Source organism: Sanguibacter suarezii NBRC 16159 (assembly GCF_001552735.1).
Lineage (GTDB): Bacteria > Actinomycetota > Actinomycetes > Actinomycetales > Cellulomonadaceae > Sanguibacter > Sanguibacter suarezii.
This window is the reverse complement of the sequence record NZ_BCRT01000006.1, coordinates 65,751-91,958: the sequence shown is the minus strand read 5'-3', so window position 1 is coordinate 91,958 and position 26,208 is coordinate 65,751. Positions and strand designations below refer to the sequence as shown.

General features: G+C 73.0%; 30 protein-coding genes. 11 read left to right on the top strand and 19 right to left on the bottom strand.

The window, feature by feature from the left end; all coding sequences use genetic code 11:
* Nucleotides 1-5: 5 nt before the first annotated feature.
* Nucleotides 6-611 (top strand): CG0192-related protein, encoded by a 606-nt coding sequence (locus tag SS2_RS03010; protein WP_066460911.1) that lies wholly within the window; start codon nucleotides 6-8, stop codon nucleotides 609-611.
* 70 nt (nucleotides 612-681) lie between these two features.
* Here SS2_RS03010 and SS2_RS03005 read toward each other — a convergent pair whose 3' ends face one another.
* Nucleotides 682-2,424 carry an FAD-dependent oxidoreductase gene (locus tag SS2_RS03005; protein WP_066460908.1) on the bottom strand — a complete coding sequence of 581 codons (1,743 nt, stop codon included), beginning with the start codon at nucleotides 2,422-2,424 and terminating at the stop codon, nucleotides 682-684.
* An 86-nt stretch (nucleotides 2,425-2,510) separates the two neighbouring features.
* On the opposite strand from SS2_RS03005, the gene SS2_RS18335 reads away from it, so the two are divergent.
* The 3 genes from SS2_RS18335 to SS2_RS03000 all read left to right on the top strand — a co-directional run bounded on the left by SS2_RS18335 (nucleotide 2,511) and on the right by SS2_RS03000 (nucleotide 3,176).
* Complete coding sequence (locus SS2_RS18335; protein ID WP_157607165.1) at nucleotides 2,511-2,675, top strand: DUF8730 family Cys-rich protein; 165 nt, start codon at nucleotides 2,511-2,513, stop codon at nucleotides 2,673-2,675.
* Between the two features lie 56 nt (nucleotides 2,676-2,731).
* Entirely contained in the window at nucleotides 2,732-2,848 is a 117-nt protein-coding gene (locus SS2_RS18330) for a DUF8730 family Cys-rich protein (RefSeq protein ID WP_500799064.1), read from the top strand.
* A 67-nt stretch (nucleotides 2,849-2,915) separates the two neighbouring features.
* Nucleotides 2,916-3,176, top strand: a complete 261-nt coding sequence (locus tag SS2_RS03000) for a metal-sensitive transcriptional regulator (protein WP_066460907.1) — start codon at nucleotides 2,916-2,918, stop codon at nucleotides 3,174-3,176.
* Between the two features lie 27 nt (nucleotides 3,177-3,203).
* Here SS2_RS03000 and SS2_RS02995 read toward each other — a convergent pair whose 3' ends face one another.
* The 4 genes from SS2_RS02995 to SS2_RS02980 all read right to left on the bottom strand — a co-directional run bounded on the left by SS2_RS02995 (nucleotide 3,204) and on the right by SS2_RS02980 (nucleotide 8,897).
* Nucleotides 3,204-4,169 (bottom strand): NAD-dependent epimerase/dehydratase family protein, encoded by a 966-nt coding sequence (locus tag SS2_RS02995; protein WP_066460905.1) that lies wholly within the window; start codon nucleotides 4,167-4,169, stop codon nucleotides 3,204-3,206.
* 13 nt (nucleotides 4,170-4,182) lie between these two features.
* Nucleotides 4,183-6,972, bottom strand: coding sequence for an alpha/beta fold hydrolase (locus tag SS2_RS02990; protein WP_083941613.1), 2,790 nt, complete (start codon nucleotides 6,970-6,972; stop codon nucleotides 4,183-4,185).
* 7 nt (nucleotides 6,973-6,979) lie between these two features.
* On the bottom strand, nucleotides 6,980-8,008 hold the full coding sequence (locus tag SS2_RS02985; RefSeq protein WP_066460903.1) for a 3-oxoacyl-ACP synthase III: 1,029 nt from the start codon (nucleotides 8,006-8,008) through the stop codon (nucleotides 6,980-6,982).
* Nucleotides 8,009-8,231: 223 nt separating this feature from the next.
* The gene (locus tag SS2_RS02980) at nucleotides 8,232-8,897 is read right to left on the bottom strand and encodes a GntR family transcriptional regulator (RefSeq protein ID WP_083941611.1); all 666 of its coding nucleotides are present in this window, start codon (nucleotides 8,895-8,897) and stop codon (nucleotides 8,232-8,234) included.
* 117 nt (nucleotides 8,898-9,014) lie between these two features.
* Between SS2_RS02980 and SS2_RS02975 the strand changes: the two genes are divergently transcribed.
* From SS2_RS02975 to SS2_RS02965, 3 genes are read left to right on the top strand one after another with little or no spacing between them, the layout of a single operon-like run.
* Nucleotides 9,015-10,628: an AtzH-like domain-containing protein gene (locus SS2_RS02975; RefSeq protein ID WP_245643315.1), complete on the top strand. Its 1,614-nt coding sequence runs from the start codon at nucleotides 9,015-9,017 to the stop codon at nucleotides 10,626-10,628.
* Nucleotides 10,625-11,455: a cysteine hydrolase family protein gene (locus SS2_RS02970; RefSeq protein WP_066460901.1), complete on the top strand. Its 831-nt coding sequence runs from the start codon at nucleotides 10,625-10,627 to the stop codon at nucleotides 11,453-11,455. Before SS2_RS02975 ends, SS2_RS02970 begins: the two co-directional genes overlap by 4 nt.
* The gene (locus SS2_RS02965) at nucleotides 11,452-12,444 is read left to right on the top strand and encodes a bile acid:sodium symporter family protein (RefSeq protein ID WP_066460900.1); all 993 of its coding nucleotides are present in this window, start codon (nucleotides 11,452-11,454) and stop codon (nucleotides 12,442-12,444) included. The genes SS2_RS02970 and SS2_RS02965 overlap by 4 nt, the downstream gene beginning before the upstream one ends.
* Nucleotides 12,445-12,472: 28 nt before the next feature.
* On the opposite strand, the gene SS2_RS02960 is transcribed toward SS2_RS02965, so the two are convergent.
* From SS2_RS02960 to SS2_RS02930, 7 genes are all read right to left on the bottom strand, one after another.
* Nucleotides 12,473-13,042: a GNAT family N-acetyltransferase gene (locus SS2_RS02960; protein ID WP_066460898.1), complete on the bottom strand. Its 570-nt coding sequence runs from the start codon at nucleotides 13,040-13,042 to the stop codon at nucleotides 12,473-12,475.
* Nucleotides 13,043-13,108: 66 nt separating this feature from the next.
* Entirely contained in the window at nucleotides 13,109-13,681 is a 573-nt protein-coding gene (locus SS2_RS02955; RefSeq protein WP_066460896.1) for an Asp23/Gls24 family envelope stress response protein, read from the bottom strand.
* The gene (locus SS2_RS02950) at nucleotides 13,678-14,217 is read right to left on the bottom strand and encodes a DUF6286 domain-containing protein (protein WP_066460892.1); all 540 of its coding nucleotides are present in this window, start codon (nucleotides 14,215-14,217) and stop codon (nucleotides 13,678-13,680) included. The genes SS2_RS02955 and SS2_RS02950 overlap by 4 nt, the downstream gene beginning before the upstream one ends.
* A gap of 5 nt (nucleotides 14,218-14,222) precedes the next feature.
* On the bottom strand, nucleotides 14,223-14,594 hold the full coding sequence (locus SS2_RS02945) for an Asp23/Gls24 family envelope stress response protein (protein ID WP_217995561.1): 372 nt from the start codon (nucleotides 14,592-14,594) through the stop codon (nucleotides 14,223-14,225).
* 5 nt (nucleotides 14,595-14,599) lie between these two features.
* Nucleotides 14,600-14,785 (bottom strand): hypothetical protein, encoded by a 186-nt coding sequence (locus tag SS2_RS02940; protein WP_066460890.1) that lies wholly within the window; start codon nucleotides 14,783-14,785, stop codon nucleotides 14,600-14,602.
* 53 nt (nucleotides 14,786-14,838) lie between these two features.
* The gene (locus SS2_RS02935; protein WP_174523183.1) at nucleotides 14,839-15,240 is read right to left on the bottom strand and encodes an Asp23/Gls24 family envelope stress response protein; all 402 of its coding nucleotides are present in this window, start codon (nucleotides 15,238-15,240) and stop codon (nucleotides 14,839-14,841) included.
* Entirely contained in the window at nucleotides 15,237-15,725 is a 489-nt protein-coding gene (locus SS2_RS02930; protein WP_066460889.1) for an Asp23/Gls24 family envelope stress response protein, read from the bottom strand. Before SS2_RS02930 ends, SS2_RS02935 begins: the two co-directional genes overlap by 4 nt.
* 135 nt (nucleotides 15,726-15,860) lie before the next feature.
* On the opposite strand from SS2_RS02930, the gene SS2_RS02925 reads away from it, so the two are divergent.
* Nucleotides 15,861-16,433 carry an RNA polymerase sigma factor gene (locus SS2_RS02925; RefSeq protein WP_169796250.1) on the top strand — a complete coding sequence of 191 codons (573 nt, stop codon included), beginning with the start codon at nucleotides 15,861-15,863 and terminating at the stop codon, nucleotides 16,431-16,433.
* A gap of 22 nt (nucleotides 16,434-16,455) precedes the next feature.
* On the opposite strand, the gene SS2_RS02920 is transcribed toward SS2_RS02925, so the two are convergent.
* Entirely contained in the window at nucleotides 16,456-16,731 is a 276-nt protein-coding gene (locus SS2_RS02920; RefSeq protein WP_066460883.1) for an acylphosphatase, read from the bottom strand.
* Nucleotides 16,732-16,836: 105 nt separating this feature from the next.
* The gene (locus SS2_RS02915; protein WP_066460882.1) at nucleotides 16,837-17,772 is read right to left on the bottom strand and encodes a Gfo/Idh/MocA family protein; all 936 of its coding nucleotides are present in this window, start codon (nucleotides 17,770-17,772) and stop codon (nucleotides 16,837-16,839) included.
* 119 nt (nucleotides 17,773-17,891) lie between these two features.
* Here SS2_RS02915 and SS2_RS02910 point away from each other — a divergent pair, with 119 nt between their 5' ends.
* The 3 genes from SS2_RS02910 (at nucleotide 17,892) to SS2_RS02900 (ending at nucleotide 21,185) form a co-directional block, all read left to right on the top strand.
* The gene (locus tag SS2_RS02910; RefSeq protein ID WP_066460881.1) at nucleotides 17,892-18,254 is read left to right on the top strand and encodes a MerR family transcriptional regulator; all 363 of its coding nucleotides are present in this window, start codon (nucleotides 17,892-17,894) and stop codon (nucleotides 18,252-18,254) included.
* 44 nt (nucleotides 18,255-18,298) lie between these two features.
* A complete protein-coding gene (locus SS2_RS02905) occupies nucleotides 18,299-18,748 on the top strand; it encodes a DoxX family protein (RefSeq protein WP_066460880.1) in 450 nt (149 codons plus the stop codon).
* 109 nt (nucleotides 18,749-18,857) lie between these two features.
* Nucleotides 18,858-21,185 carry a glycoside hydrolase family 3 C-terminal domain-containing protein gene (locus SS2_RS02900; protein WP_083941605.1) on the top strand — a complete coding sequence of 776 codons (2,328 nt, stop codon included), beginning with the start codon at nucleotides 18,858-18,860 and terminating at the stop codon, nucleotides 21,183-21,185.
* A gap of 165 nt (nucleotides 21,186-21,350) precedes the next feature.
* Here the strand turns inward: SS2_RS02900 and SS2_RS02895 are convergent, their stop codons facing one another.
* The 5 genes from SS2_RS02895 to SS2_RS02875 all read right to left on the bottom strand — a co-directional run bounded on the left by SS2_RS02895 (nucleotide 21,351) and on the right by SS2_RS02875 (nucleotide 26,185).
* Nucleotides 21,351-21,641 (bottom strand): antibiotic biosynthesis monooxygenase family protein, encoded by a 291-nt coding sequence (locus SS2_RS02895; protein ID WP_066460879.1) that lies wholly within the window; start codon nucleotides 21,639-21,641, stop codon nucleotides 21,351-21,353.
* A gap of 24 nt (nucleotides 21,642-21,665) precedes the next feature.
* Nucleotides 21,666-22,049, bottom strand: a complete 384-nt coding sequence (locus SS2_RS02890) for an MmcQ/YjbR family DNA-binding protein (RefSeq protein WP_066460878.1) — start codon at nucleotides 22,047-22,049, stop codon at nucleotides 21,666-21,668.
* Entirely contained in the window at nucleotides 22,046-23,260 is a 1,215-nt protein-coding gene (locus SS2_RS02885) for an ABC transporter ATP-binding protein (RefSeq protein WP_245643313.1), read from the bottom strand. The genes SS2_RS02890 and SS2_RS02885 overlap by 4 nt, the downstream gene beginning before the upstream one ends.
* A complete protein-coding gene (locus SS2_RS02880; RefSeq protein WP_066460877.1) occupies nucleotides 23,260-24,903 on the bottom strand; it encodes an ABC transporter permease in 1,644 nt (547 codons plus the stop codon). The genes SS2_RS02885 and SS2_RS02880 overlap by 1 nt, the downstream gene beginning before the upstream one ends.
* 202 nt (nucleotides 24,904-25,105) lie before the next feature.
* On the bottom strand, nucleotides 25,106-26,185 hold the full coding sequence (locus tag SS2_RS02875) for a thiamine ABC transporter substrate-binding protein (RefSeq protein ID WP_066460876.1): 1,080 nt from the start codon (nucleotides 26,183-26,185) through the stop codon (nucleotides 25,106-25,108).
* Nucleotides 26,186-26,208 lie beyond the last annotated feature (23 nt).

Here is a 26,208-nt window from a genome sequence, read left to right as displayed (position 1 = left end):
AGACCATGGCCCACATCTACCGCGCGACGATCCGCCCCACCAAGCTCGAGCTCCTCGATGACTGGGCTCCGTCCCAGCCGTGGTTCGAGGGCCGGCCCGGCACGGGCACGACGCTCGTCGCCTCCTTCCGCTTCGACGACCCCGACGGTGAGGTGGGCATGGAGACGCTGCTCGTGCGCGCCGGCGGGCCGCTCCTGCAGGTCCCCCTGACCTACCGTCCCGCACCGCTGGAGGGCGGGGAGGCGTGGCTCATCACGACGATGGAGCACTCGGTGCTGGGGCGCCGCTGGGTCTATGACGCCTTCGGCGACCCGGTCTACCGCACAGCGCTCGCCACGACCATCCTCACCGGTGGCCGGGAGGCGGACCAGTACGTCGAGGCCGACGGCGAGACCGTGCTGCGCGAGCCCACCGCACGGGTCCTGGGCAGCGGCACGGAGTCAGCGCTCCCCGAGGGGGAGGTGCACATCGAGACCGTGCGGAAGCCGGACACCGACTCCCCCGACCTCGACCCGGCGGCCCCCGGGCGCCGGACCGAGGTCCTCACGGGCTCCTGGTCCGAGCACGGGCACTGGTCGGAGCCTCGGGTGCTGGCGCGCGTCCGCTTCTGACCCGCATGCACCCGCATGCCCAGCGCCCTCGTGCGGGCTGCCGGGCTGCCGGGCTGGGCGTGAGGTGCCGTCAGGCGCCGACGGGGGCGAGGGCCGTCGCAGCCGCCTGGCGCGCGAGCTTCCCGTCGCGCCAGGTGAGGTACCCGCCGTCGAGGTTGCGCACGTCGTAGCCGAGCTGGGTGAGCAGCCGCGCGGCCGTGTGGCCGCGCTGGCCCACCTGGCAGTGCACGACGACGGGGCGGTCCGCGGGGATCTCGGCGCGGGCGCGTTCGCGCAGCTCGTCGAGCGGGACGTTGAGCGCGGGCAGTGCGACGCCGTCTGCGGACGCCGGCTCCACGGTCCCGCGGGCGTGCTCGCCCGCGGTCCGCACGTCGACGACGGTGGCGCCCTGGGCGACGAGGTCGTCGAGCTCGTGCCACTGCACGCTGCGGGTCTCCCCGGAGCGCAGATTGTCAGCGACATACCCGAGCATGTTGATCGGGTCCTTGGCCGAGCCGTAGGCCGGGGCGTAGGCAAGCTCGAGGTCGGCGAGCTCGGAGGCGGTCAGGCCACCCATGATGGCGGTGGAGATCACGTCGATGCGCTTGTCGACGCCGTCACGTCCCAGGCCCTGCGCGCCGAGGATGAGGTCGGTCTCCGGGTCGACGAGCAGCTTGAGCGCCATCTGCGAAGCCCCCGGGTAGTACCCGGCGTGCTGAGCGGGGTGGATGTGGATCGCGCGGTAGGGGCGCCCCTCGGCCTGCAGCCGCTTCTCGTTGCGCCCCACGCTCGCGGCGGTCAGGTCGAAGACGCCGACGACCGCGGTGCCCACGGAGGGGCGCATGCTGGTGCGCCGTCCCAGGATCACGTCGGCGACGTGCCGGCCGTGGCGGTTGGCCAGGTTGGCGAGCGGGATGAGGGTCGTGGCCTCGCCCGCGTCGTCGCCGGCGAGGGCGTCGCGCTTGGTCGCAGCGTCGCCGACGGCGTAGATGTCCGCCACGGAGGTGCGCAGCTCGTCGTCGACGAGGATGCCGCCGCGCGGGCCGACGGCCGCTCCGGCGAGGACGGCGAGCTCGGTGTCGGGGCGCACGCCGATCGCGGCCACGACGAGGTCGGCCGGCACCTCGCCGATGCGGTTGCCCTGAGCATCGGAGAGCTCGGCGGCGCCCGCGGTCACGGCGGTGACCTGAGCGGAGGTGCGGACGTCGACGCCGTGGGCGGCGAGCTCCTGCTGGACCCGGATGGCCATCTCCGGGTCGAGGGGGGCCAAGACCTGGTCCGCCATCTCGACGAGGGTGACGGCGATACCTCGGTGGACGAGGTTCTCGGCCACCTCGACGCCGACGAAGCCGCCACCGATCACCACGGCCGTGCGAGCGGGGGTCCCGCCCTCCCCGGCGCCGTCGACCGCGGCGACGAGCCGGTCGACGTCGGCGACGTCGCGCAGCACGAGGGCGCGGTCCATGCCTGGTGCGGGCGGCACGACGGGGCGGGCGCCGGGGCTGAGCACGAGGCTGTCGTAGGACTCCACGTACTGCTCGCCCGAGGCGAGGTCGCTGATCGTGACCGTGTGCGCATCGGCGTCGACGTCGACGACCCGGTTGCGGGTGCGGACGTCGAGACGGAAGCGGGCGGCGAGGGACTCGGGGGTTTGCAGGAGGAGCGCGCCACGGTCCTCGATGACGCCGCCCGCGTAGTACGGCAGGCCGCAGTTGGCGAAGGAGACGTGCTCTCCGGCCTCCAGGACGATGATCTCGGCTTCCTCGGACAGGCGGCGCAGACGGGTGGCGGCAGACATCCCTGCGGCAACCCCTCCGACGATGATGATCTTCATGCGTTCCTCCACGATGCGTACGGTCAGGTTTACGACGACTATACCCCCCGGGGTATAGTGAAACCTCAACCACCAAGGAGTAGACCGTGTGTAGAGCTGTGAGCTGCAAGAAGTGTGGGAAGACGACCTGGGCCGGCTGCGGGCAGCACGTCGACCAGGTCCTGCGGGGAGTCCCCAAGGCCGATCGCTGCGCCGGGCACGACGCCGAGCCGTCCCGAGGATCCTTCTTCTCGCGCCTCTTCAAGCGTTAGATATCAACCGCGCCGTCCTGTTGCAAACCCCCTGAACACCGCTGAGGAGCACCACCATGTGCAGTCCCGTTCGTTGCACCACCTGCCGCAAGATCACCTGGACCGGCTGCGGCATGCACGCCGACGAGGTCCTCGCCGAGTTCCCCGTCGCCGAGCGATGCACCTGTCCCTGACCCTCAGCTCCACGCCACCTGCTCCACCTGACGTCGGCCGCAGCAGCGGACCGCGAGAGGACACATCATGCAGCTCGACTCCGTCGAGATGAAAAAGGTCTCGAACCGCCTCAAGCGGGCTCAGGGCCAGCTCGCCGCGGTCGTGCGGATGATCGACGAGGGCGGCGACTGCGCCGAGCTCGTCGTCCAGCTCTCCGCCGTGTCCAAGGCACTGGACCGGGCGGGCTTCGCCATCATCGCCTCCGGCCTCAAGGGCTGCCTGAGCGACGAGGAGAACGGCCCGGCTGACATCGAGAAGCTCGAGAAGCTCTTCCTCACCCTGGCCTGACCGTCGGCCTGACCGTCAGGCTGCTCGTCAGCGGTAGCTGACCGCCAGCCGCGCCAAGCCGTCCTCGACCGACACCTCGGGTGTCCAGTCGAGGTCACGGCGGGTGCGCCGCTGGTCGAACCAGTGCGCTGTGGAGAGCTGTTCGGCGAGGAACCGCGTCATCGGGGGTTCGTCGACCCCGGGGCGCACCGCCCAGACGCGCTCGATCGCACCGCCGGCCGCGCGGGCCAGGGAGGCGGGCACCTTCCAGCGGGGCGGTCGCACCCCTGCGGCGAGGCAGATCCCCTCGAGCAGCTCGGCCACCATCCGCGGCTCCCCGTTGGTCACCACATAGGCCTGCCCGTGCGCGACGTCGGCCCGGTGCAGCGCTGCCACGATCGCCGAGGCGGCGTTGTCGACGTAGGTCGAGTCGATGAGCGCGGTGCCGTCACCCAGCAGCGGCAGCCGGCCCGCGCGGGCCCGCTCGACCACCCGCTCCACGAGCTGGGTGTCCCCCGGGCCCCACACCAGGTGCGGGCGCACGGCGACCACGTGCAGCTCCGGGGAGTCGGCCGCCAGGGCCACGAGCTCACCGGCAGCCTTGGTACGGGCGTAGTCGCCTCGGGCGTGCTCGGGGTCCGCCGGCAGGGCGTCGTCGCCGACGATCGAGTGCCCCGCGTGGGCCACCGAGGGCGAGGACACCTGGACGAAGCGCTGCACGCCGTGGCGGCGTGCGGCGTCGAGCATGGTCTGGGTGCCGGTGATGTTCACGGCGGCGAACTCCGCCAGGTCGCCCGCGAGGGAGACCTTGGCTGCGAGGTGGATGACCGCCTCCATGCCGTCCATGGCACGCTCCACGTCGCCGGCGTCGGTGACCGAGCCGAGCTCGTCGCTCGCGCCGTCGACCCCGCTGGGGCGCCGCTGGAAGGTGCGGACCTCGTGGCCGGCGGCCAGCGCGTGGGCGACGACCGTGCGACCGAGGAAGCCGCTCGCGCCGGTGATGAGGACCTTCATGCTTCTCCTCGCATCAGGGCAGGCGCCGGGTGGCGGAGGTCGGCGGGCGCAGCCGGCCGCCGGAGAGCGCAGCACCGGCCCATCCGGACAGGTACGCGCGATCGATCTTGGAGTTGTGGCGCACGTCGGTGGGCAGGACGGGGACCACGAGCACCGCGGCCACCGGCTCGTGGCTCACCGCGCGCACCGCGGCGGCCAGCTCGCTCGAGGCGCGCTGCACGCGCCGCACCGGCGGCGTGGTCTCGACGACCGCGACGAGCTGCTGGGTCCCCACCGGCCCGACGCCGACCACGGCCGCGCGCGCGACCTGCGGCAGCGACTCGATGTCCTGCTCGATCCCGACCGGGGTCACCACACCGGTCGCGGTGACCATGACGTGCGCGAGGCGTCCTTCGATCCAGAGCCGACCGGCGTCGTCCAGGTGCCCGACGTCGCCGGTGCGGTGCCAGCGTCCGGCGTCGGTGCCGCGCACGCTCGCCTCGTTGGTCAGCCACAACCGGTCGTAGTGGTCCTTGAGGTGCGGCGCGGAGGCCACGATCTCTCCGGTCACCCCGGGGGTGTCGCTGGGCACGCCGGTCGCCCGGCCGTCGGCGTCGAGGGCGCTGATGAGCACCCGCGCCGGCCCGGTCGGTGAGCCCACGCACACCCCGAGGCTGCGGCCGGCCGCCTCGGAGAGAGCACGTGCGTCGGCGATGCCCTCGGCGGTGATGTCGGTGAGCAGCAGGCCCTCGGTCATGCCGTAGGGCGTGTGCCCGGTCGCGCCGGGCATGATCTCGGCGACGGCGTCGAGCAGCGCCTCGGAGATCGGCGCTCCGGCGGACAGGAAGGTCTGTACCCCCGCCAGGGCGGTGCGGTCCTCGTCCGTGAGCTCGCCCGCGGTGGCCACGACGTTGGTGATCGCGGCGGGTGAGAGGAAGACGACGGTGGCGTCGGCAGCCGCCACCGCTGCGGCGACCCCGCGCGCGGTGAGCGTGCGGGGGGCGGTGACGTCCATGTCCGGGGTGACCGAGCGGGTCCCCAGCGCCGGGCCGAGCAGCGCGAAGGGCGCGAACCCGGCCACCAGGCCGGTGCCGACGCCCACGTCGTACTGGGCGGCGAGCACGTCGCGGACCGCGCTGAGCTGGGCGTGGGTGTAGACGACACCCTTGGCAGGTCCGGTCGAGCCGGAGGTGAAGAGGATCGCGGCCTGGTCCTGCGGGGCAGGCGGGGGCGGCAGCGCGGGACCGGCGTTGCGCAGGTCTGAGCCGAGCAGGTCTGAGCCCAGGAGCTCTGCGCCGCGCTCGACGATCTCGCGCAGCGTGTGCTGGACGCCGAGCGCGCGCCGGGCGGGCGGGGCGAGGTCGACGACGGAGATCTTCTGACCGGGCCAGCCGAGGGCACGAGCCGCGCTCAGGCCCGGCAGCGCGCCGATGACGTGGGCGGGCCATGCCCCGCGCACGGCGCGGGTGAGCCCGCGGACGCCGAGCCCGGCGTCGGCCACGACGACGACGGCCCCGATGCGCAGGCAGGCGTAGAGCACGGCGGTGAGGTCCGCGCCGGGCTGGACGAGCAGGGAGACCCGGTCCCCGTGGCGGACGCCGGCCGCGGACAGGCCCGCGGCGATCTCGGTGACCCGCCGGGAGAGCAGGCGCCAGCTGACGGTCCGCGGGGCCGGGCCGGAGGCCGGAGCCATCTCGACGAGGGCGGTGTCGGGCGAGTCAGCGAGGGCCTCGAGCTGGTGCCACAGCGGGCGCAGCTCGGGTGACCACTGCGTGAGGGCGGGGGCGTCGGCGGTGGGGGCATCAGTAGCTGCGGCGTCGGCGGCGGGGGCGTCGGCGATTGCCGGCAATGCGCCCTCGAGCCAGGTCAGGACGGTGCCCGCGTAGTCGACGTCCTCGGCGACGAGGTGCCCGGCGCCCTCGAAACGGTGCACGTCCGCGTGCGGCAGCCTGTCGACGAGGTCGTCGAGGTACCGGTCGCTGAAGACCGGGTCACGGGGACCCCACAGCAGGAGCGCGGGGACGTCCAGGGACCGCAGGCCGTCGGCGATGCGGTCGAGCTCGGGGGTGGAGGCGTGGTCCGCGTCGACGGGGATGTCCGCGACGAAGCCGCCGATCCCGCCGCGGCGGGCGGCGTCGGTGTAGGGCGCACGGAAGCCTGCCTTGACCTCGCGGCGCAGCGCCGGGTGCGCCAGGGCGAGCGTCGTCTCCAGGAACCCGGGGGTCTGCACGGTCGCCGCGCCGAGGATCGCCGGGCGCAGCGCGAGGCGCAGCGGAGCGGGGATCGGGTCGGCTGCGGGCTGGTGCACCGCCGTGTTGAGCAGCATGAGCGCCCGGAGCTGGTCCGGGTGGTCGATGGCCCAGCCAGCGGAGACCACCCCGCCCCAGTCGTGCCCGAGGGTGACGACCGGTCCGGTGAGGCCGAGGTGCGCGGTGAGCGCGCCCAGGTCACGGACCCGCTGCGGCAGGGTGCGCTGGGCGCCGGTGCGCTCGGAGAACCCCATGTCGAGCTGGTCCACGGCGATCACCCGCCAGGCCTGCGCGCCCGCGGTCGCGGCGTGGGCGGTGGCGTCGGTGACGAGGCGGCGCCACAGGTAGGACCAGGTGGGGTTGCCGTGCACGCACAGGATGGTGCCGACCGGGGTGACGCCCAGGGCGTCGAGCTGGGAGGCGTTGTCGAGCAGGTGCCAGGTGCGGTCCGGCTCGTCGCCGGCGGCCGGGACGGTCACCAGGTGGGAGAAGGCGGGGTCGAGGCCGTCGAGGCCGCGCGGAGGCAGCGCCGCCGGCGCCGTGATCGACGCCGAGGCGGGGAGGTCGTAGGTCACTGTCCCGTCACCACGCAATTTCCATCATCGCGGTGTTGAGCCCGGACCCCACTCCCATGAGCAGCACCCGGTCCCCGGGGGACAGCGTGGCGGCCTCGCGGGACAGGGTGATCGGGATGGAGGCCGGGCCGACGTTGCCGTACTGCGGGTAGGTGACCGGCACCTTGGTGCGGTCCAGCCCGGCGGCCTTGACGATGGCGTCGGTGTGGATCGAGGACACCTGGTGCAGGATGTAGCGGTCCATCGAGGACCAGTCCCAGTCCTTCTTGGCTTCCTGCCACGCGGCGACCACGAGCTCCATGCCGCCCTTGAGCAGCGCCTTGGCGTCGGTGTACATCCCGTTGACCGATCCCACGCACAGGTCGTTGAACTGGGTGGCCGCGCGGGTGACCCCGCCGAGGATGCGGTGGCCGGAGGCGTGGAGGTCGGCCGGGCCGAGGAGCGCCGCGGCGGCGCCGGAGCCCAGGGTCAGGCTCGCGAACTCGCTCATGAACTCCTTGCGGCCGATCCCGGGGCGGTTGAGCCGCTCGATGGTGTTGTCCTGGATCTCGTCGGCGTCCTCGCCGTTGATGATCATCGCGTAGCGGACCGCGCCGGAGTCGATGAGCTGGGCGGCGAGGCTCATCCCGTTGACGAAGCCGAGGCAGGCGTTGGCGAGGTCGAAGTTGATCGCCGAGGACGGCAGTCCGAGGCCGTGGTGCATCCGGACCGCGACCGAGGGCTCCAGGTGCTTGCGGGTGACCGAGGTGTTGATGAGCAGCCCCACCTCGCTCGCGTCGATGCCGGCCTCGGCGAGCGCCTTCTCGCCGGCTGCGATGGCGGCGGTCTCGAAGCTCTGTCCCTCGGCCCAGTTGCGTCGTTCGGTGATGCCGGCGACTCGCTGCAGCAGGCCCGTCGGCAGGCGGAGCCGCTTGAGCGTCGCGCCCAGGCGTGACTCGATCTCTGCCGACGTGGTGATCCGGTCCGCCAGCGTCGTGGCGAGGGACAGCAGTGCCACGTTCTGGTGGGCCGATGTTGCGTTGCCGTTCACGTGCATCCCCTACAGTCGCCGAACTGGTCGCAGTACCAGCGCACAATCGTTTCACCTGCCGGGGGATCGTGCGCACCGATCCCACGGACGAGACGTCGCCAGGGTGTGGAGGTTCGGTGTTTTCTGCCCTTTCTGCGGAGAGACATCGCAGGTCAGGGGCGCGCTGTCACGCCGGGACCCGCGCACACGAGGTCCACGTGACGTGACGCAGGACATCGCCGCGGAAGCCTCAGTCACCGGCGCGGGGACCGGTGCCGGCACCGGCGTCGCGCAGCGTCGTGCTCCGAGACCGCTCGATGTGGGCGACCACGAGGTCGCGAGCGCGGTCGGGGTCGCGGTCCATGATCGCCCCGACGATCTCCGCGTGCTCCGCCCACGAGGAGGGCGCCCGCGTCTCCACCGTCCCGCGGTAGATCCAGGCGATCTTCCCCGAGATCTGGTTGAACAGGGAGACGAGCATGGCGCTCCCGCTGGCCGCGGCGATCGCCCGGTGCAGGTCCGTATTGAGCTGGGGCAGCAGCTCCGTGCGCCCGGTCGCCAGCGCCTCCTGCCCGGCGGCCAGGATCGAGCGCAGCGTCCGCAGACCCTCCGGGGTGATCTCCTGGGCGGCGCGCGCCGCGGTCAGTCCCTCGACGGTCACCCGTACGGTGAACAGGTCGTCGGCGTCCTGGTCGCTGATCACCGCGACCGTCCGCATCCGCGGGCGGTCGGTGGCGATGAAGCCTTCGCCCTCGAGCATCCGCAACGCCTCACGGACCGGCACCCGGGAGACGCCGTACCGCTCGCTCAGCCGGGCCTCGGTCAGCCGTTCCCCGGGCTCCAGGCGCCCGTCGACGATGTCCTGGCGCAGCAGCTGGGTCACCTGGGCGACAAGATTGACCGGGGGTGTGCTCATGGAGCCACTGTAGTCGCCTTGGTATACGTCGGCGCGCGGTGCCGTTGCTGGCACTTGCTGCTCCTTGACGCATGAAAACTGCTCGAAACATGCTTCGTATACATTGATCGAGACCCCGTGCCGCACCGGCCCGCCCTGGAGGACCCGATGATCGACCCCCGCACGAAGCTCCTGCAGGCCTTCTGGCGCTACGAGCAGGCCCTCATGGCCAACGACGTCGCGGTCCTCGACGCGCTCTTCGCCAGCTCACCGGCCACCATCCGCAGCGACGGCGGTACGACGCTCGTCGGGCACGAGCAGATCGCCGCCTTCCGCGCCGGGCGCCCGCCTGTCCCACCCCGCCGCCTCACCCGGGTGCACGTGCGGGACCTCTCCCCCACGACCGCGCTCGTGGTCGCCGAGTCGGTCCGCGCGGACGGCGGCACCGGCGTGCAGACCCAGGTCTGGTCGCTCGACGCCGGACGGTGGCAGGTGACGACCGCGCACGTCTCCCTCGCTCCAGCGCCCCCGGCGCCGCACCTGCCCGACGGCGCAGACCTCAGCACCATCTGGCGGGTCGCTGCCACCGACGTCAACGAGCTCGCGCCCTTCCCTGAGCCCGCGCCGTCTGCTGGCCTCCCGCTCACCGGCCTGACCGTCGCGGTCAAGGACCTCTTCGCGGTGGCCGGCCACCGCATCGGCGCCGGGAACCCGGCCTGGCTGGCCGCCGCCCCGGTCGAGACGGACTCCGCGTGGGCGGTCACCGCCCTGCTCGACGCCGGCGCACGGATCGCGGGCATCGCCCACACCGACGAGCTCGCCTTCTCCCTGGCCGGCACGAACATCCACTACGGCACCCCACCCAACGCCGCCGCCCCCGGTGCGATCACCGGCGGCTCGACCTCCGGGCCCGCTGCGGCCGTGGCCGCCGGCCTGGCCGACGTCGCGCTCGGCACCGACACCGCCGGGTCCGTGCGCGTCCCGGCCTCCTACTGCGGCCTCTACGGCCTGCGCACCACGCACGACGTCGTCCCACGCGACGGGCTCGTCGGCCTCGCCCCGGCCTTCGACGCCGTCGGGGTGCTCACCCGCACCGCCGCCCACCTCGCCGCCGCGGCGGACGCCCTGCTCCCGCCCCAGCACCAGCCCACGGACCCGATCACCCGGGTCGTCGTGGTGCCTGCGCTCATGGACCTCGCCGGGCCCGCGGTGCAGGAGGCCGTCAGCGCGGCGCTGCTCGCTCTCGCCCTGACCTCCGACGCCGTCGTGGAGACGGCGACCGAGATCGGTCCCGGGCAGCTCGAGTCCTGGTTCGCCGCCTTCCGCACCGTCCAGGCAGCCCAGGGCTGGGCGGAGCACGGGGCCTTCGTGGCGGCCGCGCCGGGTGCCTTCGAGCCCGCGGTCGAGGACCGTTTCCTCGCGGGCGCGCAGATCACCGCCCAGGAGCTGGAGACCGCGACCGCGGTCCTCGACCAGGCCCGCGCCGCCCTGACGGCGCTGCTGCCACCGGGGACGGCGCTGGCCCTGCCGAGCACCTCGAGCACCGCCCCGCGGGTGGGCGCGAGCGCCGTCGAGATCGACTTCACCCGTGCCGCGACCCTGCGGCTGACCTGCCTGGCGAGCCTCGCCGGGTTGCCCGCCCTGTCCGTGCCGACCCCGCGGGTGGGCACGTCACCGGTCGGGCTGTGCCTGGTCGCCGGACCGGGACAGGACCGTTCCCTCGTCGAGCTCGCCACCGGAGGATCACTGTGACCACCTCGCACCCCACCAGCACGGCGCGGACGGCGGCCGGTGCCCGCAACGCCTGGACGCTGTCACCGGACGCAGCCGACCTGCGCCGTCCGGCGATCCCGCCGCGGCCGGTGACCGTGGCCGCCGCCCCGCAGCGCCTCACCCTCGACCTGACCCGCACGGCCGTCGTCGTGGTGGACATGCAGAACGACTTCTGCCACCCCGAGGGCTGGCTCGCCGGGATCGGCGTGGACGTCACGGCGGCCCGCGGGCCGATCCCGGTGCTCGCCGCGGCGCTGCCCGCGCTGCGCGCACAGGGGGTGCCGGTCCTCTGGCTCAACTGGGGCAACCGGCCCGACCGCGCGAACCTGCCGCCCGGGGTGCTGCACGTCTACGACCCGGCCGGGGCCGGCGTCGGCATCGGGTCGCCGAGCAACCCGGCGGGCACGCCGGTGCTCGAGGCCGGCTCATGGTCGGCGGGCACGGTGGACGAGCTCGTGGCCGAGCCGGGCGACATCCACGTGGACAAGTACCGGATGAGCGGGTTCGTGGACACCCCGTTGGACTCGATCCTGCGCAACCTGCGGATCGACACCGTGCTGTTCGCCGGGGTCAACGCCGACCAGTGCGTGCTGTCCACCCTCATGGACGCCGCGAACATCGGCTACGACGTGGTGCTGCTCGAGGACGCGGTCGCCACCACCTCACCCCAGTTCTGTTTCGATGCGACCATCTACACCGTGCGCCAATGCTTCGGATTCACCACCACGACCTCTGACCTGCTCACGGCCCTGCCGCCAGACCGTCCCGCGGGACCGCCCACCGGTCTGCACGACGAGGACCGATGAACGCTGTGCGGCGGGTCATCGCCCGCGTCGACCTGTTCATCGTGGCGCTGCTCGGGGCCGTCCTGCTCGCTACGCTGCTGCCCGCCCGCGGCACCACCGCGGACGTGCTCGACTACGCCGTCGTCATCGCGGTGGGGTGGTTGTTCTTCCTCTACGGCGTGCGCCTGCCCACCCAGGAGGCCGTCAACGCGCTGCGTGACTGGCGCCTGCACGGCAGCGTCCTGGCGGTGACCTTCGTCGTGTTCCCCCTGCTCGGCCTGCTCACCCAGCTGCTGCCGGGCACGATCATCCCGAGCGACCTCGCCGACGGCCTGCTGTTCATGTGCCTGCTGCCCTCGACGGTGCAGTCCTCGATCGCCTTCACCTCGATCGCCCGCGGGAACGTCGCCGGGTCGGTCGTGGCGGCGTCCTTCTCCAACCTCGCCGGGATCGTCATCACCCCGCTGCTGGTGGCGCTGCTGCTGGGCGGGACGGTCGGCTTCTCGACCGACTCGATCGGGAAGATCGGGCTGCAGCTGCTCGCGCCCTTCATCGCCGGGCAGCTCGTGCGGCGCTGGCTGGCGCCCTGGGTGCTGCGGCACAAGCGGCTGACGACGTTCACCGACCGCGGCTCGGTCATCCTTGTCGTGTACTCCGCCTTCAGCCAGGGTGTCGTGGACGGCATCTGGTCCACGGTCTCGGTCGGCTCGATCATCGCCGTCGGCGTGGTCTGCGTGGTGGTGCTCGCAGCGGTGCTGGGGATCACCACGTCGCTGGGCCACCGCCTCGGCTTCTCCCGCGCGGACCGGGTGGTGCTGCTCATGTGCGGGTCCAAGAAGTCCCTGGCGAGCGGCATCCCGATGGCGACCGTGCTGCTGCCGGCCGCGAGCATCGGCGTCATGGTGCTGCCGCTGATGATCTTCCACCAGATCCAGCTCATCGTGTGCGCGGTCATCGCCCGCCGCATGGGCGACGCCGCCGAGCCGGAGCTGGCCGCCCAGCCGAGCTGAGCCGCCGGGGATCCGTCCGCGCCCGCGATCAGTCCGCGATGCGGGCGTGGACGTGCATGTCGTGCCACCCGTCGGCGTGCAGCACCGAGCTGCGCCGCACGCCCTCGGCGGCCAGCCCGGCCCGCAGGGCCACCCGGCAGGACGCCTCGTTCTGGGTCGAGTGCTCCAGGCCCACCCGGTGCAGCCCGAGGTCGCTCAACGCCCAGTCGGTGAGCAGCCGCGCGGCGCGGACGGCGACGCCGGCGCCCCGTGCCCCCGGGACCACCCAGTACGCCAGCTCGGCCGAGCCCTCCTCGAGGTCGACGGCGTTGAGGCCGGCTCGTCCGGCCAGCTCGCCGTCGCGCAGCACCGCCCAGTCGCCGCCGCGCTCGCCCTGCCAGCGGTCGGCGCGGTCGGAGATCCAGCTCGCCACCTCCCCGGCGTCGACCATCGTGCGCACGTGCCAGCGCCGGATGCCGGGATCGGCGTACGCGGCGACGACGGCAGGGGCGTCTCCTGCCTCGAAGGGGCGCAGCACGAGGCCGTCCCGCTCCAGGGTCGGCTGCGGCATCGCGGTCATCGTTCCCGCAGGCACGACGGGGTCAGTCAGACGTGGCATGGCCTGAGGATACTGACTGCTCAGCGGCGGGAGAGACGCTCTCCCGCCGCCGGCACCCGGCCGCGATCACCTCAGGTCGCGACTGGTGTTCTTGCCCGGCCGGAGCTGGATGGCCACCGGCAGGTCCGGGTCGTCCAAGGCCTGCCGCAGCCGCGGGACCACCTCGGTCTCCAGCCGCTTGCGAACCAGCGCGACGTCGGCACGGCGGGTGAGGTCGACGACGAGGTCCATCCGGGGCGCACCGTGGCCGCGCAGGTGTGCGGCGGCCCCGGACACCCCGGGCAGGTCGTCGACCTCGTCGGCCAGGGCCCGGGTGATCGCGGAGGTGTCGATGGTCGTGGTGCCCTCGCGCGGGTTGCCGGTGAGGTCGAGCTGACGCAGCCGGTCGGTGCGCACCTGAGCCGTGAGCCACCGCCATCCCAGGTAGGCGATGATCAGCGCGACCACCGCGAGCGCCGGCCAGAACCACCAGCTGTCCGCGGCCAGCTCGCGCAGGTCCTGGGGCACCACCGCGGAGGCCGCTCGCCGCTCTCCGAACCCTCCGGAGCTCAGCACGACCCCCAGCACTCCAGCCGCCAGCAGCAGCAGCCCGAGGACGGTGAGCGCGGTGCGGTTGACCCTGCTCGCGTGGGACCTCATCTCGCCTCCCGCGACGTGACGCGCACCCTGGTGCGCAGCGTGTCCGTCAGGCCGAGCTCAGCCAGCCGGTCGGCGAGGGACTGCTCGACGCCGGCGCGCAGGTCACCGGGGACGCGGGTGCTGCTGGTCGCGTAGACGGTCGCGGTGCGCCGGGACACCGTGACCTTGGCTCCGGTGATCCCGTCGGACTCGCGCACCGCCTGCTCCAGGCTCCGCTCGATGCCCCGGCGGGAGGCGGTCACGGTGACCGCACCCGGTCCGTCGGCGCGGGCGGGCAGGGTGAGCGCGGCAGGACGCCCCCGGCTCAGCCCGACCAGCAGCAGCAGCAGGCCGACGACGGCGACCACGCCCAGCACGGTGCGGACGGTGGACTCGTCCCAGCTCCGGTCCCCGAGCTGGTTGGCCCAGTCCTCGTGCGGCAGGAGCCAGGGCTCGCGGCCCAGCAGGGCCAGCACGATCTCCACGGCCGCCAGGAGCCCGCCCAGCAGCAGGACCAGAGCCAGCAGAACCGACAGGATGCGACGGGTGAGCGCCATGGGGGTCACCGGACCCTTCGGGTGCGTGTGGTCTCCGCGGGCAGGCTCACCACGTCGATGTCGACGTGGTCGACCGTCACCTGGGTGATGTGGGTGAGGTCGTCGCGGATGCGGGTGCGGACCTCCTGAGCCACTGCTCTCACCGACGCCGGCCAGCGCACCGCGATCGTGGCGTGCACGCTGGCCGTACCGCCGTGCACCTCCGCGCTGACCTTGGCCTCGTCCTCCTCGTCGCGCTGGCCCATGGACCGGCCCAGCACCCGGCGCGGCGCGGCGGTGGCGTCCGGGACCAAGGTGACCGCGTACCCGGCCACCCGCTCCACGACCCGCTCGGCGATGTGCAGACGCCCACGCTCACCCGGGTCGGTGTCGCTCATGGCGGTCATTTCGGGGTGCGGCGTCCGCCGCCCAGGTAGGGCGTCAGGTCGATCTCACCCGCGACGACCTTGCCGATGAACAGACCGATGGCACCCAGCACTGCGACGCCGACGAAGGCGTAGAAGCCCCCGACGACCCAGCCCAGGCCGAGCAGCAGACCTGCGAACAGGCCGACGACGGACGGTGACATGGCAACCTCCAGAGCAACCGACGGACGGAGAAGGACGTGGCGGGCAGGCGGGGTCAGCCTCCGCGAGCCTGGGGGGCAGGGCGAAGCTCGTTGGTTCGGCCGGCCTGGCCGGCCTGGCCAGCCTCGCGGGCAGGCGGCGTGGCCGCCGGCTGGATGTCGACGACGTCCACGTCGATCGCCCGGCCCCCGGCGAAGGGGGCGACGGCCGCGCGGACCTGCGCGGCGATCGTCGGGATCGGCACGCCCATCGCGCCCACCAGGGCTACCCGGACCCGGTCGTCGTCGACGTGGACCCCGGGCACCTGGCGCCCGGTGAGGTAGGTGGCCACCGGGCGCAGGCCGCCGGAGGACAAGGCGACCACGTCCGGGCACCGGGAGACGGCGGTGGCGATGACGTCAGCGGGTTCGGGCGCGGTGAGATCGACCCACGCTCCCTGATCCGCGGACTGGGTCACTGGACTCGTGACTCCGGCTCGTTGTCGTCGTCGCTGGGCAGGTGGATGTCGTTGACCGAGACGTTGACCTCGGTGACCTGCAGCTCGGTCATGCCCTCGACGGCGGAGATGACGTTGCGGCGCACGGCCCGGGCGACGTCGGCGATGGACACGCCGTACTCGGTGACGATGTCCAGGTCGACCGCCGCCTGCGTCTCTCCGACCTCAACGGACACGCCCTGGCTGGCGGACTGGGAGGCGCCGGGGATGCGCTCGCGCAGGGAGCCGAGCGCGCGGGCGGTGCCGCCGCCGAGCGCGTGCACGCCCGCTACCTCGCGGGCGGCCAGGCCGGCGATCTTCTGCACCACCCCGTCGGCGATGGTGGTGCGGCCCTGCGTCGTGCGGTGCAGCTCCGTCTGGGTGGCGAGGGCACCGCCGGAGGGCGTGGACGTGGTGCCGGGTGCGGCGCCGGGGGTCGGGCTGGAGGGTGCGGTGGGTGTGCTCACGGTGGGTCGTCTCCCTTGGACTGTGGTCGAGCGTGTCACCCACCCCGCGCTGGGGAACCGGTAACCGTCGATGATGGTGACCAACACCTAGTTAGACACCGCCGAGCGCAAATGGTTACAGCTCATGCAGCGAACGTGTCCGTCCCCATGACAGCCCTCGGCGCGGTCCCGCCCGAGGACTCCAGGCGGCAGCGCGAGCTCATGGAGCGGGCACGGTCCGGTGACGAGGGCGCCTTCGAGGTCCTCGTCCGCCGCCACGAGGAGCTCGCCTTCCGGGTGGCGCTGCGCATGACCGGCAGCCCGCAGGACGCTCAAGACGTCGTCCAGGACGCGCTGCTGGCCGCCTGGCAGGCCCTCCCCGGCTTCCATGGCGACGCGACCTTCAGCACCTGGCTCGTCCGGATCGTCATCAACCGCTGCCACAACCTCGGCCGGGCCCGGCACCCCACCCAGCCGCTGCTCGACGAGCCCGCGGCGCACAGCCCCACGACCGACACCGTGGTGGTCGCCCATCATCATCACGACGCGGTGGTGCGGGCGGTGATGGCCCTGCCCTTCGACCAGCGGGCAGCCCTCGTCCTGCACACCTTCAGCGGTCACACCCACGCCCAGGTCGGCGCGATCCTGGGGATCACGGAGGTCGCCGCGAAGGTCCGGGTGCACCGCGCCCGACGCACCCTGCTCGACCGGCTGGAGGACTGGCGGTGACGGTCGGGCGGCGCACCAGCGGTCAGGCGTCCTCGACCACCTCGAAGCCGGTGGTGCCCTGCGGCGGGCGGCCGTCGACCTGCACCCGGCGCACCTGCGCGGCGGGCGGCCCCTTCTCCAGCCACCGCACCAGCTGCCCGACGGCGTCCGGGTCGCCCTCGACCTCGACCTCGACGCTGCCGTCGGGCCGGTTGCGCACGAACCCTGCCACGGCCAGCCGCGCGGCCTCGCGCCGGGTGGCCCAGCGGAAGCCGACCCCCTGGACGGCGCCGGTGACGACGGCCTGCACACGGATCATCTGACCATCGTCGCCGACCGTCGGGTCCCGCTCAACGGCAGACGCCGCTGTGCGGTCTGCGTGTCTGCGGCGGCACCCGTCAGCGGCACCCGTCGGCGGCACCCGTCAGATCTGGCTCAGCTGTTCCACGACCGCCTCGCACAGCTCGTGGGTGCGCACGGCGTCCGCGGCGTCGAGCACCTGACCGGCGCTCACGGCGCCGATGAAGGCACCCACCGCGCTGCGGAAGCCGCGCTGGTAGGCGACCGAGGTCCACTCCTGGCGGTGGCGCACGGTCGTGGTGCCGCCGGCGTAGGTGGTCACCTCCGCCAGGTCTCGCACGCGGGCGCGGCGTCCGGGGGCGAACACGTCGAGCTCCTCGGTCGTGACGCCGCTGTCGCGGTCCATCAGGCCGGTCGCCCGGCGCTGACCGTCGCGCAGCACCACCTGGATGCGGCGCAGCTCGCCGTCGTCGCGGCGGGCCGAGACGTCCACGCCGTCGGCTCCTTCTGCGCCGAGGAAGCGCAGGGTGTCCAGCACGTGGATGAAGTCGTCGAAGATCAGGGAGCGGTCGTCGTCGAGGCGCCCGGCCGTGACCTCGGAGACCCGCGGGGACGGTGCGGCGAACCGGTGCTTGCCGAGGATCACCGTGTCCCGGTCAGCCCAGGCCGCGAGCGCCGCGTACTCGGGTGCGAAGCGGCGGTTGAAGCCGACGGCGAGGCTCACCCCCGCGCGGCGGGCCGCCTCGGCGAGGCGGGTGGCCCCGGCGGCGGTGTCGTCGATGGGCTTGTCGACGTAGACGTGCACCCCGGCGGCGATGAGCTCGTCGAGGATCTCGGCGTGCGCCACCGTCGCGGCGTGCACGAAGGCCACGTCGAGGCCGCTGGCGAGCGCCTCGGTGACCGAGCTGAAGGTGTCGGGGATGCGGTAGGCCCGAGCGACGTCGTCGCGCACCTGGGCGGTGCGGCTGACCAGCACCGGGGTGAGGCGCGGGTCTGCGCAGAGCACGGGCAGGTAGGCCTTGCGGGCGATGTCGCCCACGCCGATGATCGCGGCACGCACGGGGGTCCTCCTCCGCGCCGCGGCGAGTCCCTGTGGCGCTCCGGCGGACACTACGCCACCCGGGCGGCCTGCCGCTCGCGGTCACCGGATCTGGGCTGGTCACGGTGTTGACTGTGACCATGCATCTGACGATCGCCGAGGCTGCCGCGCGGACGGGGCTGTCCGTGCACACCCTGCGGTACTACGAACGTGACGGGCTGCTGCTGCGCGAGGTGGACCGCTCGCCCACCGGGCACCGTCGCTACTGCGAGGACGACATCAGCTGGATCACGCTCATCACCTGCCTGCGTGCCACCGGCATGCCGATCCGCGACGTCAGCCGCTACGCCCAGCTGGTCCGGGAGGGCGCCGGCAACGAGCGGGAGCGCCTGGAGCTGTTGCAGACGCACCGCCTCGCCGTGCTCGCCCAGCTCGCTCAGGTCACCGCGCACCTCAGCGCCATCGACGCCAAGGTCGAGGCGTACTCGAGCCAGACCGTCTAGCCCGCTCAGCGGGCTGGGAGGGGACGGCGGGGTGACCATAGGGGATGGACTCTGACACCTCCCTCACCCCGCCCAGCTCTGCGCCCCGGACCGTGGGGCGCCTCGCGCTGGGAGCCTTCCTCGTCTTCGCCGGGATCAGCCACCTGACCTTCGCCCGCACGGAGTTCCTCGCCCAGGTCCCTCGGTGGGTGCCGGTCACCCCGGACACGGTCGTGGTCGTCTCGGGCGTCATGGAGATCTCCCTCGGTGGGGCGCTGCTGGTGCTGCCGGGGCGGCGGGTGCAGGTCGGCTGGCTCGTCGCGGCGTTCTTCGTGGCGATCTTCCCGGGGAACATCTCCCAGCTGGTCACGCGGACCGATGCCTTCGGGCTCGACTCCGACCAGGCGCGCGCCGTCCGGCTCCTCTTCCAGCCGCTGCTCGTGGTGTGGGCGCTGTGGTCGACCGGTGCGTGGGCCGCCTTCCGGGCGGCGCGCGCCGAGCGGACGCGCGTCTGACCAGCGTCTTGGCTCCGGGCCTCACCAATTACCGACCACTCGGTAGGTCTTTGGGATAGGGTCGGGGTCCCCGAGCACAGCAGCTAGCCGCAGACCCAGGACGTGCAGCATGAGCATCGACTCCCCCCACCCCACGACGCCACGCACCGCCGGCCCGCTCGACGTCGAGCGCCTCATCCAGGACCTCACCCTCGAGGAGAAGGCGTCACTGACCTCCGGTCTGGACTTCTGGCACACCCAGCCCATCGACCGTCCCGGCGCGCAGGTCCCCTCCGTCATGCTCACCGACGGCCCGCACGGGCTGCGCAAGCAGGACGAGGCCGCCGACCACCTCGGCCTGAACAACTCTGTCCCCGCCACCTGCTTCCCCACCGCGGTCACCCTCGGCTCCACCTGGGACGTGGAGCTGGTCCAACGCGTGGGCCAGGCCCTGGGCCGTGAGACCCGCGCCAACGACGTCGCCGTGCTGCTCGGCCCGGGCGTCAACATCAAGCGCTCGCCGCTGTGCGGACGCAACTTCGAGTACTTCTCCGAGGACCCGGTCATCTCCGGTGACCTGGGCGCCGCCCTCATCCAGGGGGTGCAGAGCCAGGGCGTGGGCACCTCGATCAAGCACTTCGCGGCGAACAACCAGGAGACCGACCGCATGCGCGTCTCCGCCGACGTCGACGAGCGCACCCTGCGCGAGATCTACCTCACCGGCTTCGAGCGCGCCATCACCCGGGCCGCGCCGTGGACCGTCATGTGCGCCTACAACAAGATCAACGGCACCTACGCCTCCCAGAACCACTGGCTGCTCACCGAGGTGCTGCGCGAGGAGTGGGGCTACGACGGCGTCGTCGTCTCCGACTGGGGTGCGGTCACCGACCGCGTGCCCGCCCTGGCCGCTGGCCTGGACCTGGAGATGCCTGCCTCCGGTGGGCGCACCGACGCCGAGATCGTCGCCGCGGTGCGGTCCGGCGCCCTCGACGAGGCGGTCCTCGACCAGGCGGTCCGCCGTCACCTCACCCTGCTCAACCGCTCCCTGCCCGCCCGGACCTCCCCCGGCAGCTACGACGAGGCCGCCCACCACGCCCTCGCCCGCGAGGCCGCCGCCGACGGCGCGGTGCTCCTGCGCAACGAGAACGTCGACGGCGTCCCGGCCCTCCCGCTGGACCCCGCCGGCGCCGCCTCCCTCGCCGTCATCGGCGAGTTCGCGCGCACGCCGCGCTACCAGGGCGCCGGGTCGAGCCAGGTGCGGCCCACCATGCTCGACGACGCTCTCAGCCAGATCCGGGCGCTCACCGGGACCGAGGTTCCCTTCGCGGCTGGCTTCACCACGACCGCCACCCCGGACGCGGGCGCCGACGCCGCGCTGCTCACCGAGGCCGTCGACCTCGCCCGCGGCGCCGAGACCGTCGTGCTGTTCCTGGGCCTGCCCGCGAGCCACGAGTCCGAGGGCATCGACCGCGACACCATGGACCTGCCGGCCAACCAGGTCGCGCTGCTGGCCGCGGTCGCGGCGGTCTGCGCGCGCGTCGTCGTCGTGCTGGCGAACGGGTCGGCGGTGACCACCTCGCCCTGGCAGGACCAGACCGCCGCGATCCTGGAGGGCTGGCTCGGCGGGCAGGCCGGTGGCGGCGCCGTCGCCGACCTGCTGTTCGGGGTGCGCACCCCGTCTGGCAAGCTCACCGAGACCATCCCGCTACGGCTCGAGGACAACGCCTCCTACGGCAACTTCCCCGGGGAGTTCGGGCACGTGCGCTACGGCGAGGGCGTCCTCGTCGGGTACCGCTACTACGACGCCAAGCGGATGGCGGTGGCCTACCCCTTCGGCCACGGCCTGAGCTACACGACCTTCGGCTACAGCGACCTCGCGGTCACCGTCACCGGCGCTGGCCCGACGGCGTCCGTGCAGGCCAGCGTCGTTGTCACCAACACCGGTGGGGTCGCAGGCGCTGAGGTGGCCCAGGTGTACGTCGGTGACCCGCAGGCCGCCGTGCTGCGTCCCGAGCGCGAGCTCAAGGCCTTCGCCAAGGTCACGCTCGCCCCGGGCGAGTCCCGGACGCTGACCTTCGACCTCGACGCTCGCGACCTGTCCTACTGGCACCCGGTGCTGCGGCGCTGGGTGGTCGAGGGCGGGGAGTTCGTCGTCTCGGTCGGCGCGTCCTCGCGCGACCTGCGCGAGGCCTCCTCGATCACGGTGGTCGGTGAAGACATCACGCCGCCGCTGACCGCGGACTCCACGCTCAGCGAGGCGCTCGCCCACCCGGTCGCCGGGGAGATCCTGCGGGCGGCGATGGCCCAGGCGGGCGACGCGGCGGGGGCCATGCCCCTCGACGAGGGCATGATGGTGCTGGCCGGAGGGATGCCGCTGAAGGTCATCGCCTCCTTCGACGGCATGCTCTTCGACCAGTCCCAGCTAGACGCCCTCATCCAAGCCGCCAACCCCTCCTAACCCACCCCACCAGCCCCACCCGCCGTCCCCTTCCGCCCCCTCCCCCGCCCTCCTTCCGCTGAGTGCTGGGTTGTTCACGCGACACGCCGAGGCGAGGCGTGCACAACCCAGCACTCAGCGGAACCTGGGGGCGGTGGGGTGGGGTGGGCAGGGTGGGTGGGTGGGTCAGAGGGTGGGGGTGTAGTGCTCGACGACGGGGAAGGGGTCGTAGAAGTGGTGCAGGAGGTCGCGCCAGCGGCTGTACTCGGCGGATCCGCGGAAGCCCTCGGTGTGGTCCTCGAGCCGGTCCCACTCCACGAGCAGCAGGTAGGTGCTCGGCGACTCGATCGACCGGGACAGGGTCAGCCCGCCGAACCCGGGCATGGCCGAGATGATCTCCCGGGCCTGGGCAAAGGCGGCCTCGAACTCTTCCTCACGACCGGGGATGACAGGTAGCAGCGCATGCTCGGTGATCATCGCGCCATCGTGCCATGTCCGCTGTCAGCGACCGCGCAGCCGGTCGATGCGCTCCCGGTCTCGGCGCGGGAGGCTGTCCGCGACCGTGTCGTAGGAGTCCTGGACGAGGCTCTCGACCAGCGCAGCGGTGATCCCGGGCCCCGGTGCGATCGTCACCCAGTGGCGCTTGTCGAAGTACCGGCCCAGGGTGATGCTCTCGTGCTGGCGGACGAGGTCCTCGGCGAAGGCCGGGTCGATCTTGACGGTCACGAGCGGGTCGTCAGGGACCTCGGTGACGACGAGGAAGACCCGGCCGCACACCTTGAACACCAGCAGTGAGTCCGTGAAGGGGTATCCCTCCGAGACGGCGTCGAGCCCCCGGGCCGTGCGGCGCGCGAGGTCGTGGATCTCCGTGCCGCTGAGGCTCACGGGACGACGACGGTGGCTGAGTCGGCGACGGTCAGCGTGACCGGCGCGCCGACGGGCCATCCGGCCGGTCCGTGCGCCACCGCCGCGCAGCGCTGGACGCCGGCGCCGAGGTCCACGTCGACGACCACCTCCGTGTACCCGCGGCGGAAGGTCGAGCTCACCACCGTGCCGACGAACGGCCCCACACCCACCTCGGAGGACGCCTCCGCACCGACCGTCGACGACGCGTCCGGCGTCGCCGTCCCCGGCACAGCCACCCCAGCCGCCCCATCCACCCCACGCTCCGACGCCACCAGCCCCTGCGGCCCGACCGCCAGCCACCCCTCGCCCGCGGGGATGAACGCCTGGTACCCGAGGAACTCCGCGACCTCCCGGCTCGCCGGCGCCGCCCACAGCCGCGACGGCTCGTCCACCTGCAGCAACCGGCCGCCGGACATGACGGCCACCCGGTCCGCGACGGTGAATGCCTCGTCGTGGTCGTGCGTGACGAACAGCGCCGTGGTGCCGGTGGCCACGAGCGCGGCCCGCAGGTCGTCTGCGAGGCGTTCGCGCAGCGCGCGGTCGAGAGCGGAGAGCGGCTCGTCGAGCAGCAGCAGCTGCGGCTGGGGTGCCAGTGCCCGCGCGAGCGCGACGCGCTGCCGCTCCCCGCCGGACATGGTCGCCACCGACCGGTCCTCGCTGCCAGGGAGCCCGACGACGTCGAGCAGCTCGGCGACGCGGGCCCGCCGGGTCGCCTTGGGCACCCGGTGCATGCGCAGCCCGTACTCGACGTTGCCGCCCACGCTGCGGTGGGCGAAGAGCTGGCCGTCCTGGAACATCAGCCCGAAGCCGCGCAGGTGCACCGGCACCGACCCGACGTCGGCGCCGTCCCACAGCACCCGTCCGCCAGCCACCGGCTCGAGCCCGGCGACGGCGCGCAGCAGGCTCGACTTGCCGCAGCCGGACGGCCCGAGCAGCGCGACGACCTCCCCGGGGGCGATGGTCAGGGACACGTGGTCGACGGCCGTCACGGTCTCCTCGCCGCGGCGGCGGCCCGCCGCCGGGTAGGTGACGACGACGTCCTCGATCCGCAGCCCCGCACCAGCGCTCTGACCCGCACCCGCGCTGCGCCCAGCCCCCGCGCGCGGCTCGGGTGCCGCGCCCGTCCCAGCCCGCGCGCCGGCGTCGGGCAGGGCGGGAGCGCCGGTGACCTGGTCCATGGGAGTGACCATCAGAACTCTCCTGTTCGTTCTCCGCGCAGCCGCTCCGCGAGGAGCATGACGGTCGCGGTGATGAGGGCGAGGACGACGGAGGCGGCGAGCGCCATGCCGTAGTTCTCGGCGCCGGGTCGCCCGATGAGGCGGAAGATGACGATCGGCAGGGTCGCGGTCTCCGGTCGGGCGAGGAAGGACGTCGCGCCGAACTCCCCGAGGGAGACGGCGAAGGCGAAGCCGATGGCCAGGCCGAGGGAGCGGGCGGCGATCGGCCAGTCGACCGTGGCGAGCACCCGGCCGGGCCGCGCGCCGAGGGTGGCGGCCGCCTCACGCTGGCGGGGGTCGATCGCGCGCAGCACCGGCAGCACCGTGCGGACCACGAGCGGTGTGGCGACCACGGCCTGGGCGATCGGCACGAGCATCCCCGAGGTACGCAGGTCGATGTCCAGCCCGAGCGGCTTGTCGAGGGTGATGAGGAAGCCGAACCCCACGGTCACCGCGGAGACCCCGAGCGGCAGCATGAAGACGGAGTCCATGACCGAGATCGCCCGCCGCGCGCGCGGCGCCCGGGGGCGCCGGCTCACCACGAGCGCGACGAGCCCGCCGACGACGAGGGCGATCGCGGTCGCCACGGCGGCGGTGCGCAGCGACGTGGCCGCCGCCTCCCACACGGTCACGGTGAGCGCGTTGCGCCCGCCGGTCGTGCCGAGCGCCGTGTAGTTCCCCAGCCCCCAGCCCGACGACGTGCGCAGCGACTTCACCACGAGGTTCGCCAGCGGCCACACGAGCAGCAGCCCGACGACGACGGCGGTGATCACCGCGGGGACGGCGTCGCCCCGGCGCAGCGGGTGCGTGGAGCGTGTGGCGGCGGACAGGTTGAGCGCGTGCTCGCGGCGCGAGCGGGCCCGGGAGGCGACCGCCAGGGCGAGGGTGACCACGACGAGCTGGGCGACCGAGAGCACCGCCGCCGTGCGCAGGTCGAGGAACTGGACGGTCTGCATCCAGATCTCGGTCTCGATGGTGGCGTACCGCTGCCCGCCCAGGACGAGCACCACCCCGAAGGCGGTGGCGCAGAAGAGGAAGACGACGGCGGCGGCCGAGGCGATGGCTGGGGCCAGCGCAGGCAGGGTGACCGTCCAGAACGCCCGGGCCGGGGAGGCACCCAGCGCCCGGGCGGCCTGCTCGGCCCGCGGGTCCAGGTGCTCCCACAGCCCGCCCACGGTGCGGACCACGACGGAGTAGTTGAAGAAGACCAGGGCGGCGATGATCGCCGTGAAGGTCCCGTCCCAGCCGAGCCAGCCCAGCGGGCCGGACTCGTTCAGCAGCGCCCGGAAGGCGACCCCCACCACGACGGTCGGCAGCACGAACGGCACCGTGACCAGCGCCCGGACAATCTTCTGCCCCCGGAAGGAGCACCGGTAGAGCACATAGGCCCCCGGCACCCCCAGCAGCACGGACAGCACGGTGCCCAGCACCCCCTGGGCCAGCGTCAGCCCCACGATCCGCCAGGTCCGCGGCTGCGAGAACACCTCCACGAACCCCGACAGGTCCAGCGCCCCGTCCGCCCAGAACCCCCGCCCGAACAGCGTCACCACCGGCCACACGAAGAAGATCGCCAGGAACGCGACCGGCACAGCCACCGCAAGCACCCAGCAGACCATCCGGACCCAGCCCCGCGATGGCGCAGCCGAGCCCACCCCCGCCCGCTCCCCCCTCCCTCGAGGTGAGAGACCTACAGAGGGAGGAGGTGGGGCGCCCGTCCCGGTGTGGTGGGCGTCAGGGCGCGACGAAGGAGCGCCCGGGCAGGACGGGCGCCCCACCTCCTCCCGCCCCAGCCGAGTCCCACCACCCAAGCTCACAGGACTAACCAATCACCGAAGCAGTCCACGCCTTGATCCACGAGTCCCGGTTCGCCGAGATCTCCGCCGGGTCCAGGGCGATCGGCGCGTCCGGCACCGGTGCGAAGGACGCCCACTCCGCGGGCACCTCCACGTCCGGGTTCACCGGGTACATGTACATCGCCTCCGGCACCTCGGCCTGGAACTGCTCCCCCAGGAGGAAGTCGATGAACTCCTGCGCGCCCTCCGGGTTGCTCCCGTTGGCCAGCACGCCGGCGTACTCGACCTGGCGGAAGCACGTACCCAGCAGGGCCGAGGTCGTCGAGGCGGACCCGTCCTCGGTCACGGTGAAGGCCGGGGATGAGGCGTAGGACAGCACGATCGGGCGGCTGCCGTCCCCGCCGGCTCCGGTGAAGTCGGTGTAGTAGGCGTCCTCCCAGCCTTCGACGACCTTGAGGCCGTTGTCGGTGAGCTGGCTCCAGTAGTCGAGGTAGCCGTCCTGGCCGAACTCCCCGATCGTGGCGAAGAGGAAGGACAGGCCCGGGGTCGAGGTCGCCGGGTTGGTCACGACGGTGAGGTCCTTGTAGGCCGGGGTGGTGAGGTCCGTCAGCGTCGTCGGGGCGGGCACGCCCTTCTCGGCGAACCACCCGGTGTCGATGTTCAGGCAGACGTCGCCGTAGTCGATGGGGGTGAGCGAGCCGTCCTCGTCGATGAGCATGTCACCGGCGTCCTCGGGCAGCGCCGGGGAGGTGTAGGCGGTGAAGACCCCTTCCTCCACGGCGCGGGAGGCGAAGGAGTTGTCGATGCCGAAGGCGACGTCGCCGAGCGGCGCGTCCTTGGTGAGCACGAGCTTGTTGGCCAGCGCTCCGCCGTCGCCGGTGGTGATGAGGTTGAGGGTCAGCCCGCTCTCCTGCTCGAAGGCCGCCTTGGCCTCGTCGCTCATGGAGAAGGAGTCGTGCACGACGACGTCGAGCGTCGTGTCGTCGGTGGGGCTGGAGCTGGTGCCGGTGTCGTCTGAGCAGGCGCTGAGGCTGAGGACCAGCGCGCCGGCGACGGCGGTGGCAGCGAGTGCGGGCAGGCGGCGTCGTGCGTGGGTGGTGATCATGGTGCTGCGTCCTCCTGGACTGT